This is a genomic window from Pseudomonas abieticivorans, from assembly GCF_023509015.1.
Classification (GTDB): domain Bacteria; phylum Pseudomonadota; class Gammaproteobacteria; order Pseudomonadales; family Pseudomonadaceae; genus Aquipseudomonas; species Aquipseudomonas abieticivorans.
This window is the reverse complement of record NZ_CP094975.1, coordinates 4,042,027-4,058,067: the sequence shown is the minus strand read 5'-3', so window position 1 is coordinate 4,058,067 and position 16,041 is coordinate 4,042,027. Positions and strand designations below refer to the sequence as shown.

Sequence of the window (16,041 nt, the reverse complement as noted above, 5' to 3'; positions counted from 1 at the left end):
TTTATCGAAGCTCCCCCGGGGCACCGGGCCGCACTTGGGGCTGCTGCGCATCGCCGCTCGCCCCACCCAGCATCCACCACTTGCGGCCCGTTTGCGGGTTCAGCAGGTCCACCCGTTCGCCCATCTGTGGCGTACTCACCGGCACCTGCCGGGCCTCGGCCAAGGCTACGATGCGCTCGAACGGCTCGTTCCAATCGTGGATCGACAAATCGAACGTGCCATTGTGAATCGGCAGCATCCACTTGCCACGCAAATCGATATGCGCCTGCAGGCTTTCTTCAGGCTGCATGTGCACATGGGACCAATTGACGTTGTAGGCCCCCGTTTCCATCAGCGTCAGGTCAAAGGGCCCGTAGGTGTCGCCAATGGTCTTGAAACCGTCGAAATAGCCAGAGTCGCCGCTGAAAAATACCCGCCAACCCGGCTCGATCATTACCCAGGAAGCCCAAAGCGTGCTGTTGCTGTCGAACAGCGTGCGCCCGGAAAAATGCTGGGTAGGTGTGGCCGCAAAGCGCGTGCCGTCGATTTCGGTCTCTTGCCACCAGTCCAACTGGCGGACCTTTTGCGCGGGGATGCCCCACTCGATCAACCGATCACCCACCCCAAGGGTGGTGAGAAAATATTCGGTCTTGCCGGCCAACTGCCTGACCGCCTGTTCGTCGAGGTGATCGTAGTGGTCGTGGGAAAGGATCACCGCCTTGATCGGCGGCAGCTCGGCAATGCTGATGGGCGGCTGATGAAAACGCTTGGGGCCGGCCCACTGCACCGGCGAGGCGCGCTCGCCGAACACCGGATCGGTAATGAAAAAACACTGGCTTACCTTGAGCAAAATGGTCGAGTGGCCCAGGCGCCAGAGGCTGTTGTCGGGTGCCGCCAGCAATTGCTCGCGGGTCAGCGCCTGCACCGGCAGCGGCGCCTGAGGCCGGGTACCCTTGGGTTTGCTCAGTAACAGGTATTTGATGCCGATGCGCAGCTTTTTCAGAAAACTGTCACGGGGCAGCACGCGCTGATTGCGATACTGGCCATCCTGCTTTTGCGAGGCCATGTCTGAAACAGGGACGGCAGGGGTCGGTGAGTCGAGCATAAGCAACAGTACTCCGAAGATCAGGGCAGCGTGTAGAGCATACGCTTGTGTACAAGGCAATGAAGCCTGTAAACGTGACAAAGCATTTATCTTTGAAAAAGGGACGTCCGGCTGCTGAATAGGCTTGCAAGGCCACTTTCAATGCCGCCCCAGTTGCCTGACAATGCGGGAGAAATTAAGGCGACAAACGGTACTTCCTGTACAGCTAGACTTTTCTTGTACAGGAAACAGGAAACTCCGTGGCCAGGTGAACCGCGCATTATGGAAAATAACATCGGCAAAGGGCTTTCGTTTGCCAGGCGTATCTATGTACCGCGCATCATTGGCACGGCCTTCAGCCTGCTCAGCGTGTATGTGGCCGTCACCCCGCTCAACCTGCCCACCTGGCTGTTGGTACTGCTGTTGATCAACGGCCTGGCCTGGCCGCACCTGGCCTATCAACTGGCCTGCCGCTCGCCCACCCCGTTCGCTGCCGAACGGCGCAACCTGTTAATGGACTCGCTGTTCTGTGGCTTTTGGGCCGCGGCCATGCAATTCAACCCACTGCCGGCCGCCACCATCCTGTCCATGGTCACCATGAACAATGTCGCGGCAGGCGGGCCGCGGTTGTTCATCAAAGGGTTGATGGCGATGCTTGCCGGCTGCCTGGGTGCCATTGCCCTGCTGGGCCTGGGCTGGCAGCCGGTCACGACGCCCCAGCAAGTGCTGGCCTGCCTGCCCATGCTGACGCTCTACCCGCTGGCCGTGGGCACCGTGTGCTACCGCCTGGCAATTCGCCTGTCGGAACACAAACGCACGCTCAGCACCCTGAGCCGCACCGACAGCCTCACCGGGCTGCTCAACCATGGCGCCTGGAAAGACCTGCTGCATATGCGCTATCACCACTGCCGGCAAGCCCAGGACCACGCCATCATCGGGCTGATCGACATCGATCACTTCAAATCCATCAACGACAGCTTCGGCCATATCGTCGGTGATGACGTGCTGCGCCACTTGAGCCAGGAGTTACGCAACAACGTGCGCCCCAGCGATCTGGCCGGTCGCTATGGCGGTGACGAGTTCTGCGTGATCCTGCCGAACATGACCATGAAGCAGGCGCGCGAGGTCATGGAGCGTCTGCGCCAGGTGTTCGCCAACTATCGCCACCCGCGCGCGCCACAGTTGCGCGTCAGCCTGAGCATCGGCCTGGCGACCTGGCGTCGCGAATTTGCCGACGCCGCGACCTGGCTCAACGAAGCCGACAAAGCCTTGTACGTGGCCAAGAACACCGGGCGCAACCGGGTCAATGTATGCGCGGCCGACTTGCTGCTGCCCAAGTAACCCGTTCCCGCCCTCGCCCGGACGACCGGTAGGGGGTCAGAGGAACAAAAGGGATCCACGGCCGTCGACATGCACAGGGCTATCAGAAACCGCCCTGCCGGCCCGTGCTCAGCCGTTGAAGACGAACAGGGTCATCACGTTGTTCCATGGATTGTTTCGTACGTGACGAAAGTCAGTAAGGACCAGCACAGCAATGGACATCGCCGCTGACACTTATGGGTCTGCCTCTGCTCATAGCCTGCACACCCGTAAATTGATCGCCCTGATCGGCGGGCTGTTCGCCCTGGCGTTTGCCATCGCCATCGCCGCCCTGGTGCACATCGCCTACCGGTTGAATGCCGACGAGAGCCAACAGAGTTACTTTTACGCCCAGAAAGCCTTGCAAGCGCGCATCACCACTTCGCAAAACCTGCTGACCAGCTATGCAGTGTGGAATAGTGCCTACCAGCATCTCAATGCGGCCGATGCCAGGCGCTGGGCGTTTGAGGAGCGCAACCTGGGCGAGTCGCTGTTCACCCTCAACGGTTACGAAGGCGTGTTCGTGCTGGACCGCCAGGCCACCCACTATGCGCTGTTCAACGGCCAACCCACCAATGCGCAGGCGCAAACCTTCGTCGGCACGGCACTGCTGCCGATCATCGAGGCGGCCCAAGCGCACAGCGAAAGCGCCGCGCCTGTCAGCCGGTATGCCCTGTTCAACGGTTGGCCGGCCCTGCTCAGTGCCTCGGCGATTTTGCCGGACGACGGCAGCGCGGTACCCGACGCCGCGCGCACTCGCGTATTGCTGTTCGCCGACCTGCTGAGCCCGGAAAAAGTCAGCCGCCTGGGCGACGATTACGACCTGCCCCATTTGCTACTGGAAAGCCATGACACGGGCCTGGCGGGCAAACCGCGCCTGCCGCTGGGCGACACTGGCTACGACCTGACCTGGGAACCGCGCCGGCCTGGCTCGCAACTATTGTGGTCAGTGGTGCCGCCACTGACTGCCGCCGTGGTGGTGCTATGCCTGTTGATGGCCTGGCTGTTTCGCTACGCGCTGCGCACCTCGGAACAAATCGACGACAGCTACCGCGTGCTGAAAATCAGCAACCGTGCGCTGGAAGCCAGCGAAGAGCGCTTCCGCGCCGTGGCCGAGGCGGCCTCGGACTGGATCTGGGAAACCGACGCGCAGGGCCGCCTCAGTTACCTGTCCACGCGCTTTACCGTGGTCACCGGGTTTACCGGCCAGGACTGGCTCGGCCAGCCCATCGAAAAACTGCTGACGTGCGAAACCATGCCGCTGGGCCAATGGCTGCGCACCCTCGACGGTACCGGCGGCAGCCTGCGTTGCGCCTACCGCGACCATGCGGGCCAGTTGCGCTACTGCAGGGTTTCTGCCAGGGCGATCCATGGCGACGGCCAGGTACAGGGGTTTCGTGGCACGGCAAGCGATGTGACCGATGAAGTGGCAGCCCATGCGCAAATTCAACACCTGTCGCTGCACGACGCCCTCACCGGGCTTGCCAACCGCAACAAGCTGACGCGCTACTTCGAGGAGGCTGGTGCGCGGCTCCCCGGCCCGACGCCGTTGACGCTCATCCTGCTGGACCTGGACAACTTCAAGCCGATCAATGATGCCCTGGGCCACCCCGTGGGCGATGCGGTATTGCTGGAGGTGGCCACGCGCCTGCGCGAATGCACCCGTGAACACGACCTGGTCGCCCGGTTAGGCGGCGATGAATTCGTGCTGGTGCTCAATGCAATCGACAGCGACAAGGAAATCGATCGCTTCTGCGCGCGGTTGATCGAAAGCCTGCACCGGCCCATCCTGCACCAGGGCCAGCGGTTGCACATCGGTGCCAGCCTGGGCATCGCCCAGTCCAGCCGCCAGGGGCTGGGCGTGGACGAGTTGATACGTTGCGCCGACATCGCCCTTTATCAGGCCAAGGCAGCCGGCAAGAACACCTGGCGGTACTTTTCCGAACACATGAACCAGCAGATCCAGCAGCGTCGCCATCTGGAAAACGAACTGCGCCAGGCCATCGGCAACCAGGAGTTCGTGCTGCACTTCCAACCCCGCTATCGGGTCGATGACATGCAGATCGTCTCGGCCGAAGCGCTGGTCCGCTGGCAGCATCCGGTGCGCGGCCTGTTGGGCCCGGACACCTTTATCGCGCTGGCCGAACAAACCGAATTGATCGTGCCGCTGGGCCGCTGGGTGCTGCACCAGGCCTGCCTGACCGCACGCCAATGGCCGGAGCCCATGCAAGTGTCGGTCAACCTGTCACCGGCGCAGTTCAGCCACGGCGACGTGGTCCACGACGTGCGCGAGATCCTTATGCAAACCGGCTTCCCTGCCCACCGGCTGGAACTGGAGGTGACCGAGAACGTCATGTTCAATGATGTCGACGGTGCCCTGCATACGCTCAAGGCCCTCAAGGAGCTGGGCGTACGCCTGAACATGGACGACTTTGGCACCGGCTATTCGTCGCTGGGCTACCTGCGCACCTATCCATTCGACAGCCTGAAGATCGACAAACGCTTCATCGCCGCCATGGACCGCAGCGGCGGCGACCGCGCCGTGGTGCAGGCCATCATCAACCTGGGCAAGGCCATGGGCCTGATGGTCACGGCAGAAGGGGTGGAAACCGAACAGCAACTGCACAGCCTCAGCCTGGACCTGTGCCATGAAGTACAAGGCTTCTACCTCAGCCGGCCGCTGGACGCACGGGCCTTGGAGCTGTTGTTCGAGGCGCAAAGCCCAGCCCGCGCAATGCCTGTGATCGCCCCTGCCTGACTGCCCTGCAAGCAACAATGGCAAAACATTCGATACAGATCGCGCCCGCCTCGCTAAACTCATCGAAAATAACTCTGGTGCGAGCGCGTGTTCGCCCTCCGTTTTGCGAAGTGAAGGCTCATGGGGAACTCTGTCGCCAACGATATTGCCACGATTGGCCGTATCCATGCTGTGCCCGCCATCCTGCAAGTGATCTGCGAGACCACCGGCATGCGCTTTGCCGCAGTGGCCCGGGTCACTGAAAACTCCTGGACCACCTGTGCGGTGCTCGACACCCTGGGGTTCGGCTTAAGCGTGGGCGGCGAACTGGACGTCACCACCACCCTGTGTCACGAAATCCGCAGCAGCCACCAGACCGTGGTGATCGACAAGGCCAGCGAAGACGACCAGTACTGCAACCATCACACGCCGCGCATCTACAGCTTCGAAAGCTATATCTCGGTGCCGGTGTTTCGCGCCGACGGCAGTTTTTTCGGCACCATCTGCGCGCTCGACCCGCGCCCGGCCAACCTCAAGGGCAGCGCCATCCAGCCGATGATGGAGTCTTTCGCCCGGGTGCTGTCGATCCAGATGGAGAGCGAAGAGAGCCACCAGCGCACCGAAGTGGCGTTAGCCAAGGAACGGGAAAAAGCCGACCTGCGCGACCAGTTCATTGCCGTGCTCGGCCATGACCTGCGCAACCCGCTGTTTGCCATCACCGCAGGCGCCGAATTGCTACAGCGCAGGCTCTTGGATGCCAAGAGCCAGACCATCGCCCAGCACATCCTCACCTCGGGCCTGCGCGCCACGCGCCTGGTGGAAGACGTGCTGGACTTCGCCCGCGGGCGCCTGGGCGAAGGCATTACCCTGAACCGCGCGCCGTGCGAGGACTTGTCGGCGGCAATGATCCACGTGGTGTCGGAAATTCAGCGGGTGCACCCTGACCGGCTGATCCGCCTGCGCATCGGCGATTTGCAGGCCATCGACTGCGACCGAGAGCGGGTCACGCAACTGCTGTCCAACCTGGTGTCCAACGCCATCCATCATGGCGCCCCCAACGGGCCGGTGGACGTCTCGGCCGATTTACTCGAAGACACCTTCGTGCTGGGCGTGCACAACCTGGGCAAACCGATCGAGGCCGCCGTGCACGCCAAGCTGTTCCAGCCCTTTACCCGCCTGAGCAACGACGCCCCGCAAAGCGGCCTGGGCCTGGGCCTGTACATTGCCAGCCAGATCGCCGTGGCCCATGGTGGGCGCATGGAAGTGCTGTCTACCGCTGAGGCCGGCACGTTGTTTACCTTCCGCATGCCGCTGGCCTGAGCCGCCGCCTTACCAGGTGGTTGCCTGCCCGAAGCGGTTGAGCTCGAACACCTTGGCCTGCGTGAACCGCTCGCGCAGCCAGCGCGCCGCAGTGCCGGGGTGGCCATCGCGGGCCCACAGCAGGTCCACCCCCACCAGCCAGTCGGTGTGTGGGTAGGCCTGCAACTGCAACTCCACCAACTCACCGGCGGCCAGCTCCCGTTGCACCAACTGGTGCGGCAAGGTTGCCCAACCCAGCCCCGCGCGCACCATCGCCACCAGCGCCAGGTAACTTTCGGCTCGCCATAGCTGGGTGGACCGCAGGTATTCGCTGCTCGGCAATTTATCGGCGTGGGCACTGAACGCCAGGCGCCGATGGGCATGCAGGTCGGCAAAACTGACCTGGGCTTGCCGCGCCAACGGGTGATCGGGGTGGGTCACGTGGGCCATGATCAATTTGCCCATCTGCACGAAATCCAGCGCCTGCGGGTAGTTGGGCTGCGAGAACGCCAGGCCCAGGTCGGCCTCGCCCTTCATCACCAACTCGCTGACGTCGCCATGCACCGGGTGGCGCACCACCAGGTCGACGTAGGGAAACACCTCGGCGAACTCGCTCAACACTGGCATCAACTGGGTGTAAGGCACCTCGATCGCCAAGGTAAGGCTGGCCTCGGTGTGTTGCGCCAGGCTGTCGGCATGCCCCTGCAACGCCAGGCAGCGCTCTAACACGGCCTCGGCCTCGATCAGCAACGTGCGCCCGGCGGCGGTCAGCGTCGGTAGCCGGCTGGTGCGATCAAACAACTCCACGCCCAGGTCCGCTTCCAGGTTGGCGATGCCGGCACTGACCGTCGATTGGGTTTTGCCCAGCGAGCGCGCCGCTGCCGAAAACGAGCCGACCTTTACCGCCATCACAAACAGTTGCAACTGATCAAAGGAAAAGCGCACCCATCACCCCGCCAACCATCGTTTTAACCGATGGTTACTCATTTGTTCCATCGTCTGCAACCGGTGAATATCCCATCAGGCCAGCCCGCTGCCCGTGGATCCGTCGCTGAGCCGCTCACCCCAAGGCACTTAGAACCTAACAAAGCCCTCCAGGAGTATTTGCCATGAGCCGCAAACGGATTCACCCGGTGGATGAGCTATTGCCCGCCCGCCAACTGTTGACCTTCGGCCTGCAACACGTATTGGTGATGTACGCCGGCGCCGTCGCTGTGCCGCTGATCCTGGGTAGCGCCCTGGGTCTGACGCCCGAACAGGTGGTGCTGTTGATCAATGCCAACCTGCTCACCAGCGGCATCGCCACGCTGATCCAGACCTTGGGCGTGTGGAAGTTCGGTGCGCGGTTGCCGCTGATCCAGGGCTGCTCGTTCATTGCCTTGGCGCCGATGATCATGATCGGCAAAAGCTTTGGCCTGAACGAAGTGTTTGGCGCGGTGATCGCCGCCGGCGCCATGACGATCCTGCTTGCGCCGGTGTTCAGCCGCCTGTTGCGTTTTTTTCCGCCGGTGGTGATCGGCAGCCTGATCACCATCATTGGCATCTCCTTGATGCCCGCCGCAGCCATCTGGGTGGGCGGCGGCAACCCGGACAGTGCCGATTTCGGCGCGCCGGCCAACCTGCTGCTGGGCCTGGCAACCATTGCCGTGACCTTGCTGATCTATGCCAAATGCTCGGGGTTGGTCGGCAACCTGAGCGTGTTGCTGGGGCTGATCGTCGGCAGCCTGATCGCCGCCGCCTGTGGCATGACTGACTTCCAGCACATGAGCCACGCTGCCTGGTTCGAGCTCAGCTCGCCCATGGCCTTCGGCGCGCCGAAGTTTTCCCTCACGCCCATTTTGATCATGACCCTGGCCATGCTGGTGATCATGGCCGAGACCACCGGCAACTGCCTGGCCATTGGCAAGCTGGTGGGCAAACCCACCACGCAGCAAACCTTGGGCAATGCATTCCGGGCCGATGGCCTTAGCACCCTGCTCGGTGGCTTTTGCAACAGTTTCCCCTACAACGCCTTCACCCAGAACACCGGCCTGATCGCCCTTTCCAACGTCAAGAGCCGCTTCGTGGTGGCCGCTGCCGGCGCGATCATGGTGTTGATGGGGCTGTTCCCCAAACTGGGCGCGCTGATCGCCGCCGTGCCCACCCCGGTGCTCGGCGGCTGCGCCATCGTGATGTTCGGCATGACCACCGTGGCTGGCATCCAGGAGCTGTCGCGGGTGACCTTCGAAGGTACCCGCAACGGCATCATCGTCGCGGTGTCGGTGAGCGTCGGCGTGCTGCCGATGTCCTTTCCCGCGTTGTTTGCCCATGTTCAAGGGCCGCTCAAGCTGGTGCTCGACAGCGGCATCTTCCTCGGCGCGATTTGCGCGGTGGTGCTGAACCTGTTGCTCAACCCCCAGAGCCGATCCGCATCGGCCACCCTGCCACACCAGGAGACTGTATGAACGCCCTGACCACTGCCCCAGACACCCTCACCGCCTTGGACCTGGATTTGCTGCGCCAGTCGATTGCACTCTCGCAGGCGTCGCGCGAGCGCGGCCGCCACCCCTTCGCAGCGCTGGTGGCCGACCGTGAAGGCACGGTAATCGCCAGCGCCGGCAATAACTCCATGCCGCCGCAAGGCGACCCCACCCAGCACGCCGAGTTGGTGGCCGTGGCCCAGGCCGCCAAGCTGCTGAGCCCGGCAAAGCTGGCCGAGTGCACCCTGTACAGCAGTGCCGAACCTTGCTGCATGTGCGCCGGCGCCGTGTACTGGACCGGCGTGGGGCGGGTGGTGTACGCGCTGTCGGAGCATGCATTGCTGGGCCTGACGGGCAGCCACTCGGAAAACCCGACCTTTGCCCTGCCCTGCCGCGAGGTGTTTGCCCATGGGCAGCGTACGATCGCGGTGCACGGGCCGCTGCTGGAAGCGCAAGCAGCGCAGGTGCACGAAGGCTTCTGGCGGTAGCTCAGCGCATCCCGACGGTCACCAACTCCACCAACCGATCCAGGCTCTGGCCCCAGCCTTCATGAAAGCCCATTTCTTCATGCGCCTGGCGATCGGCGGCTGTCCAGTGCAGGGCGCGGGCGGTGTAGCGGGTCTTGCCATCGACGTCTTCCAGGGTAATCACCGCAGTCATGAACGCCCGAGGCGAAGGCACCCAGCCCGGCTGGAAAGCGTCGGTAAAAATCAGTTTCTCGGGGGCTCGGATCTCCAGGAACACCCCAAGGTTGGGGTACTCGCTGCCATCGGGTGCGCGCATCACCGTGCGAAAGGCGCCGCCCACCCACAACTCCAGTTCGCACACCGGCGTGGTCATGCCGTGGGGGCCCCACCATTGGCGCAGCAGGTCAGGCTCTACCCAGGCGCGAAATACGGTTTCACGGGGGGCGTCGATCAGGCGGGTGATGGACAGTTCGAAATCGGCACTGGGCGCGCCGGCGGGGTGAAGGCTCATTTTATTGTTCTCCTTCGAAGGCTTTCGGGCAGTCGAGCAACTATAGGCTGCGCCCTGCCATTTGGGCGACCAGCCGATATCTGGCACGGTTGTTCCGCTCGACCACGCGACGCTGTATCTTCGCCGCTACAAATCTCTCAAGGACTGAACCGTGTCGATCCACCTGGCGTGCCACAGCACACTGACAGGCGCGCAACGTGAACAGCTGTTGACGCTTGACGTGCTGCCCGAACAGAAAGCTTTCTGCGGCGACATCCATGGCGCGCTGTACACGCTGCTGGACCGCCCCAACCCGAACATTCGCGGCTTTGCCCTGCTGCACGATGCGGTGCCGGTGGCTTTTTTGCTGCTCAAGCGCCCGCCGTTCCTACCACCCTGGGCCGATGAAGACGCCGCCACCCTGCATGCCTTGCAGGTGGACGCGCGCCTGCAAGGTCGCGGTTACGGCCGCGCCTGCCTGCAAGCGCTGCCCGCCGTGGCCCGCCAGGCATGGCCGCAGGTCAACCAACTGATGCTGTCGGTGGACCAAGGCAACAGCGCCGCCCATGGCCTGTATCTGAGCGAAGGCTGGGTCGACACCGGCACCGCTTATCGGGGGCGCGTCGGTTACGAACGGCGCCTGGCGCTCACGCTGCCGGCGTGATGCGATAGGCGCAGCGCCGGGCGTTGGCCAGCAGGTGCTCCACGCGCTCCACCCGCGCCTGCAACACGGCCTGGAACACGGCAAGCTCGGCTCGGCAAAAACCTTGGCAGGCCGTGGCCGCGGCGCAGATCGGGCAGTGATTTTCCACCAGCAGCAGCGAACCATCGGGCGCCTCGCTCCATTCGGCCATGTAGCCTTCCTGGCTACGCAACGCCACCAGCCGGGCAACGCGCTCGCGCAGTTCGTCGACACCGGCCAGCGCCTGCCGATAGGTGTCCTGGGTCTGCTGCTCGCGAACCTCGATCAAGCGCTCGATGGCCGCCTCGCCGAACGTCTCGCGCACCGTGTTCAACAACTGCACGGTGAGTTCGGAATGGGTGTCGGGAAAGCGCCCGTGGCCAGCGGTGGTCAGTTGCCAGTGCTGCGTGGGCCGACCTACCCCTTGTGCCTGCGCCCGCGCCTGGACCAGCCCGCTGGCGGCGAGTTTGACAAATTGCTGGCGCGCCGCTTCCGCCGTGGTGCCGAGCAGTTTGCCGGCATCACTGGCCTGCAATGGCCCGCGTGTCTTTAGCAGGTACAACAGTCGCTCGGCGGCCGATTGGAGATTTTCCACGTTTTGCGTTGACAAATTATTGGATCCTGCATTTCAATAGAACAAGAAAAAGCTTGGTTAATTTAGCGCACTGCGCCCGATCGAGCAATCCGAATCAGCCTTGAGAGACTGCCATGAACACGCAAGCAAGCACCTGGAGTGAATTGCTGTCGGGGCGCAATGCCGCGCGCTCGGTCGCCCTGTCCGGCGGGGTCGCCCTGCACGCGATCAATATCTACATCGCCACCACCATCCTGCCCTCGGTGGTGCAGGACATCGGCGGCTTGCACCTATACGCCTGGAACACCACGTTGTTCGTGGTGGCCTCGATCCTGGGCTCGGCCCTGACCGCGCGCTTGTTGCAACGCGCCGGCCCGCGGGGTGCCTATGGCGTGGCCGGTGGCCTGTTCCTGCTGGGCAGCCTGGCCTGCAGCCTGGCGCCGAACATGCCGTTGATGCTGGTGGGGCGCTCGGTGCAGGGCCTGGGTGGTGGGCTGTTGTTCGCGTTGTCGTACTCGATGATCCAGCGGGTGTTCGACGAACGCCTGTGGCCGCGGGCCATGGCGTTGATTTCAGGCATGTGGGGCATCGCCTGCCTGATTGGCCCGGCCATCGGCGGCATCTTCGCCGAACTGCACGTCTGGCGCGCCGCCTTTGGCAGCCTGATCCCTATCACCCTCGCCTACCTGCTGCTGACCTTCAGCGTGCTGCCACGTGCTGAAGCCCAGCGCCCGGCCGCCGGCCGCTTGCCGGTCACGCAATTGCTGTTGCTGGTGGCCGCGGTATTGGCGATCAGCCTGGGCAGCCTGTCGCAGGCACCCCGGTGGAATCTGGCCGGCATGGGCGTGGCGGCCGTGCTAATGGCCTGGCTGCTGGCCAAGGAGTCGCGCAGCGCTACCCGCCTGCTGCCCAAAGGGGCGTTGCATCCGCGTTCGCCGCTGTTCGCCCTGTACGGCACCATGGCGCTGTTGATCATCGGCATGACCGGTGAAATTTTCGTGCCGTATTTTTTGCAACTGCTGCACGGCCAAACACCCCTGCTAGCCGGCTACCTTGCCGCATTGATGGCAGTGGGCTGGACCACGGCCGAGCTGCTCAGTGCCGGGTGGCTGGGCGCGGGCGTTCGCCGCGCGATCGTCGGCGGCCCGGTGTGCGTGCTGATCGGCCTGGTGTTGTTGGCTGTGTTCAGCCCCGTTGCCGGTGGCGGCGATTGGACAGTGCTCGGCCCGATTTGCCTGGGCCTGACCTTGATCGGTTTCGGCATTGGCCTGGGCTGGCCGCACCTGCTGACCCGGGTGCTGCAAGTGGCGCCACCTGAGGAGCAGGAAGCGGCGGCCTCGTCGATCACCACCGTGCAGTTGTTCGCCACCGCCCTGGGCGCGGCAATCGCGGGCATGATTGCCAACCAGGCCGGGCTCAATGCACCGGGTGGCGTCGAGGGCGCGGCGCAGGCGGCGCGCTGGTTGTTCGGGGTGTTGAGCGTGGCGCCGTTGCTGGCAATCGCATTGGCGATAAGGAGTGCAGCGATTCGTTTTTAACTGGCGCGTGCCCGCCCACCGACTGTTACGATTGTGTTTCACAATATTTTGATCCGTCCACCACTAGAGTGGCAGCCCCCGCGAAGGGGTCAAATTGATCAAAGACAACAGAACCAAAGAAATGGGGTGCGTGGCAGATGAGTCAGGGCAGACGGTTACCGAGTGTCAGTTCCACTCGGCTAGTGGTGATGTTTTCATTGGCGTTGGTGCTTTTTTACAACCTGGCCACTTGGCACGCACTGGCTGACCTGATCACGCTGCAGGGCGCCAAACGGATGGGCTTCTACCTGTCCTTCGGGCTGTTCCTGTGGGCGGCCATCACCCTGTTGCTGACGCTGGTGTCGTTCCGGCCACTGCTCAAGCCGGTGCTCACCCTGGTGGCGCTGCTGTCTGCGGCGGCCGCCTACTTCATGAACAACTACGGCATCGCCATCGACACGGTGATGCTGCAGAACGTGATCGAAACCAACCCTGGCGAAGCCAAGGCGCTACTCAGCCCGAAACTGTTTGGCTACCTGCTGGTGCTGGGGGTGTTGCCGTCGGCCTTGATCTGGTGGCTACCGGTCACCTATCGGCGCTTCTTTACCGGGCTGTTGAACAAAATCCTGGTGATCGTCGGGTGCCTGGTGGTGGTCGCCGCGTCCGTGGCTGCGTTCTACTCCACCTACGCGCCGATCTTCCGCCAGGAAGACAAGCTCACCCACTTCATCAACCCCACCAACTATATCTACGCGGCCGGCAAACTGGCCAAGGGGCGGCTGGGCATCAAGCAGAACTTCGTGGTGCAACCGGTGGGCGAAGACGCGGTGATGAGCCCCCAGGCCAAAGAGCGCAGCAAGAAGAACCTGATGATTTTCGTTGTGGGTGAAACCGCCCGTGCCGATCACTTCTCGCTCAACGGTTACGGCCGCGATACCAACCCGGAATTGGCCAAGCTGGACATCCTCAACTTCACCCAGGTGCACTCGTGCGGGACCTCCACGGCTGTCTCGGTGCCGTGCATGTTCTCCAAGTTCCCGCGCAGCGACTACAGCGACAAGAAGGGCAAGACCAACGAAGGCCTGCTGGACATCCTGCAGCGCTCCGGTGTGCAAGTGCTGTGGCTGGACAACAACAGCGATTGCAAGGGCACTTGCCTGCGCGTGCCTCATCGCGACATTCCCAAGGACCAGCCGAGCAAGTTCTGCGACGGCACCAACTGCCTGGATGAATCCTTGCTGGTGGGCTTGCAGGACACCATCGACAGCCTCAAAGGCGACGCGATCATCGTGCTGCACGCCGATGGCAGCCATGGCCCCGAGTACTACGACCGCTATCCCAAGGAGCTGGAGAAGTTCAAGCCGGTGTGCCACACCAACCAGTTGGGCAGCTGCACCACCGATGAGCTGGTGAACGTGTACGACAACACCATCCTCTACACCGACTATTTCCTGTCCAAGGTGGTGGGCTTGCTCAAGACCAACCAGGAACGGTTCGACACCAGCATGATCTACGTGTCAGACCACGGTGAGTCACTGGGCGAGAACGGCATGTACCTGCACGCGGCGCCCTACGCCATTGCCCCAGAAGCGCAGATCCACGTGCCCATGGTGATGTGGTTCGGCCAGAACGCCTTGACCGACCAAGGCATCGACCGCAAGTGCCTGGCCGCCAAGCGTGACGAAAAGGACTTGAGCCACGACAACCTGTTCCACTCGGTGCTGGGCCTGTTCCAGATCCAGACCGGCGTGTACCAGTCTGGCCTGGACATGTTCCACGACTGCCGCCAGGTCAGCCCTTGAGCGGCAACCACACTTCCAGCACGCCGGTGTCGGTGAGCGGGTCGTAGTCACTGCTGTAGCGCTCGAACTCCGGTGCCTCGGCCACCTGTAAACCGGAGTTGGGCAGCCAGTCGTTCCAGATGCTCTGGAACGTCTGGCCTATCCCCGAGATATGCCCCTCGTGCTTGAACACCGCGTAACGGCGGGGCGCCAACTTGATCCAGCGAAACTCGTCGGGCAGGCCTTTCTCGGTCTCCACTTGTACCCCGGCGATGTATTCGAAGCCGCCTTCGCCATCGGGGTTGCAGCACACGCCGTAACTTTCGTGCCCCACCTGCCCTGGCACCTTGCCCAGATATGGCTGGAAGTCCTTCCACAGCGCGGCGATACCACTGTTGGTTTCCAGGGTGTAGCGCTCGCCAAATCCGGCAACGATCAGGGCCGGGCCTTGTTCAAAACGGTCCGGTTGAAGACCGGTATCAGGTGCATCCGACATAATCACCACTCATCCATAAAAGGGTTTTGCAACTCTAGCCGTTTATGGCCTGGTTGCCATCACGGGGGGCCTTGCGTTAATTTTCAGACCCTTCCCCCTGCGCAAAGGTCCGCCATGGCCCTGATTACCGAACAGTGGCTGGCGGGCACCGTCGTCGAATCCTCGTGGGTACGGGCCCAGGCGGCCAGTTTCCCGCGCCACACCCACGACGAATACGTGCTGAGCGCCAACCTGGCCGGCCATGAGCGGATCTGGCTGGACGGCCAGACCCTGGACGTACCACCGGGCAGCGTCACTTTGTACAACCCCATGGCCGTGCAGGGTTCGGAATTCGGCCCGCTAGGGGTCGAATACATCAGCCTGCACCTGGATGCCGAGGCCGTGCGCCGGGTCATCGTCGACAACCACCTGCCAGGCCCCAACCGTTGCCCGGAGTTTGCCCAGGGTGTGTTGCAGGGTGAGGGGCTATACAGCGCCATCGTCGAGTTTGCCCAGGTAGCACCGGGGCGCGTGGCCGAGCAGGAGGAGGCGTTGCTGGGTTTGCTGGGCCAATTACTGGAACCGGCCACCACGGCCGCCGGGGAGCATGCGCTCGCCATGCGCCAGGCCACGCATTATCTGCGCGCGCATCTGGGCCAGAAAGTGGAGTTGGACGAGGTGGCGGCCGCCGTGGGCCTGAGCAAATACCACTTTGTACGCTGCTTCAAGAAAGCCACCGGGCTTGCGCCCTTGCAGTACCTGATGCAACTGCGCCTGATCGAAGCGCGCCAACGGCTGCGCAAGCGCCAGCCGGCAGTGGATATCGCCGATGAGCTGGGGTTTTACGACCAAAGTCATTTCATCAATGCGTTTCGCAAGGTGATGGGGGTGACGCCTCAGGTCTATGCGGCGGCGCACCACCCTTACCCGGGCGGGTTTAAGCAAATTATATAAACGCTACAAGAAAGACCCCTCTCCTTGAGGGAGAGGGCTGGGGTGAGGGGGATAACAATCACAGCATCAAATCAATGCTCGCCAAGGGTTCCGACATTCACTTTCTTGACGTGCTTCTCTTTGCGTTTCTCTTCGGCTGTACGAGTCGGCTTCTTCTTGCCGGCCTTTTTTGCATCCATACCTT

14 protein-coding genes are annotated in these 16,041 nt (G+C 62.9%); 9 read left to right on the top strand and 5 right to left on the bottom strand.

Features of this window, described 5'->3' with window-relative positions:
- Position 1: 1 nt before the first annotated feature.
- Positions 2 to 1,084, bottom strand: coding sequence for an MBL fold metallo-hydrolase (locus tag L9B60_RS18640; RefSeq protein ID WP_249672215.1), 1,083 nt, complete (start codon positions 1,082 to 1,084; stop codon positions 2 to 4).
- 261 nt (positions 1,085 to 1,345) lie between these two features.
- Between L9B60_RS18640 and L9B60_RS18635 the strand changes: the two genes are divergently transcribed.
- The 3 genes from L9B60_RS18635 to L9B60_RS18625 all read left to right on the top strand — a co-directional run bounded on the left by L9B60_RS18635 (position 1,346) and on the right by L9B60_RS18625 (position 6,479).
- Complete coding sequence (locus tag L9B60_RS18635) at positions 1,346 to 2,404, top strand: diguanylate cyclase (protein WP_249672214.1); 1,059 nt, start codon at positions 1,346 to 1,348, stop codon at positions 2,402 to 2,404.
- A 193-nt stretch (positions 2,405 to 2,597) separates the two neighbouring features.
- Positions 2,598 to 5,180: a bifunctional diguanylate cyclase/phosphodiesterase gene (locus L9B60_RS18630; protein ID WP_249672213.1), complete on the top strand. Its 2,583-nt coding sequence runs from the start codon at positions 2,598 to 2,600 to the stop codon at positions 5,178 to 5,180.
- A gap of 120 nt (positions 5,181 to 5,300) precedes the next feature.
- Positions 5,301 to 6,479 carry a GAF domain-containing sensor histidine kinase gene (locus L9B60_RS18625; RefSeq protein ID WP_249672212.1) on the top strand — a complete coding sequence of 393 codons (1,179 nt, stop codon included), beginning with the start codon at positions 5,301 to 5,303 and terminating at the stop codon, positions 6,477 to 6,479.
- A gap of 9 nt (positions 6,480 to 6,488) precedes the next feature.
- On the opposite strand, the gene L9B60_RS18620 is transcribed toward L9B60_RS18625, so the two are convergent.
- Entirely contained in the window at positions 6,489 to 7,403 is a 915-nt protein-coding gene (locus tag L9B60_RS18620; RefSeq protein WP_249672211.1) for a LysR family transcriptional regulator, read from the bottom strand.
- Positions 7,404 to 7,567: 164 nt separating this feature from the next.
- On the opposite strand from L9B60_RS18620, the gene L9B60_RS18615 reads away from it, so the two are divergent.
- Together L9B60_RS18615 and L9B60_RS18610 are read left to right on the top strand one after the other, a co-directional pair.
- A complete protein-coding gene (locus tag L9B60_RS18615; protein ID WP_249672210.1) occupies positions 7,568 to 8,902 on the top strand; it encodes a nucleobase:cation symporter-2 family protein in 1,335 nt (444 codons plus the stop codon).
- Complete coding sequence (locus L9B60_RS18610; protein ID WP_249672209.1) at positions 8,899 to 9,405, top strand: nucleoside deaminase; 507 nt, start codon at positions 8,899 to 8,901, stop codon at positions 9,403 to 9,405. Before L9B60_RS18615 ends, L9B60_RS18610 begins: the two co-directional genes overlap by 4 nt.
- Before the next feature lies 1 nt (position 9,406).
- Here the strand turns inward: L9B60_RS18610 and L9B60_RS18605 are convergent, their stop codons facing one another.
- Positions 9,407 to 9,895 (bottom strand): SRPBCC family protein, encoded by a 489-nt coding sequence (locus L9B60_RS18605; protein WP_249672208.1) that lies wholly within the window; start codon positions 9,893 to 9,895, stop codon positions 9,407 to 9,409.
- Positions 9,896 to 10,046: 151 nt separating this feature from the next.
- Here L9B60_RS18605 and L9B60_RS18600 point away from each other — a divergent pair, with 151 nt between their 5' ends.
- On the top strand, positions 10,047 to 10,538 hold the full coding sequence (locus L9B60_RS18600; protein WP_249672207.1) for a GNAT family N-acetyltransferase: 492 nt from the start codon (positions 10,047 to 10,049) through the stop codon (positions 10,536 to 10,538).
- Here L9B60_RS18600 and L9B60_RS18595 read toward each other — a convergent pair.
- Positions 10,522 to 11,166 (bottom strand): helix-turn-helix transcriptional regulator, encoded by a 645-nt coding sequence (locus L9B60_RS18595; protein ID WP_249672206.1) that lies wholly within the window; start codon positions 11,164 to 11,166, stop codon positions 10,522 to 10,524. The two genes, L9B60_RS18600 and L9B60_RS18595, sit on opposite strands and share 17 nt — an antisense overlap.
- Positions 11,167 to 11,264: 98 nt before the next feature.
- On the opposite strand from L9B60_RS18595, the gene L9B60_RS18590 reads away from it, so the two are divergent.
- Positions 11,265 to 12,668: an MFS transporter gene (locus L9B60_RS18590; protein WP_249672205.1), complete on the top strand. Its 1,404-nt coding sequence runs from the start codon at positions 11,265 to 11,267 to the stop codon at positions 12,666 to 12,668.
- Between the two features lie 137 nt (positions 12,669 to 12,805).
- Positions 12,806 to 14,449, top strand: coding sequence for a phosphoethanolamine transferase (locus tag L9B60_RS18585; RefSeq protein WP_249672204.1), 1,644 nt, complete (start codon positions 12,806 to 12,808; stop codon positions 14,447 to 14,449).
- Here the strand turns inward: L9B60_RS18585 and L9B60_RS18580 are convergent.
- On the bottom strand, positions 14,439 to 14,924 hold the full coding sequence (locus L9B60_RS18580) for a GyrI-like domain-containing protein (protein WP_249672203.1): 486 nt from the start codon (positions 14,922 to 14,924) through the stop codon (positions 14,439 to 14,441). The genes L9B60_RS18585 and L9B60_RS18580 overlap by 11 nt on opposite strands.
- 114 nt (positions 14,925 to 15,038) lie before the next feature.
- On the opposite strand from L9B60_RS18580, the gene L9B60_RS18575 reads away from it, so the two are divergent.
- The gene (locus L9B60_RS18575) at positions 15,039 to 15,857 is read left to right on the top strand and encodes a helix-turn-helix transcriptional regulator (protein ID WP_249672202.1); all 819 of its coding nucleotides are present in this window, start codon (positions 15,039 to 15,041) and stop codon (positions 15,855 to 15,857) included.
- Positions 15,858 to 16,041: the final 184 nt, after the last annotated feature.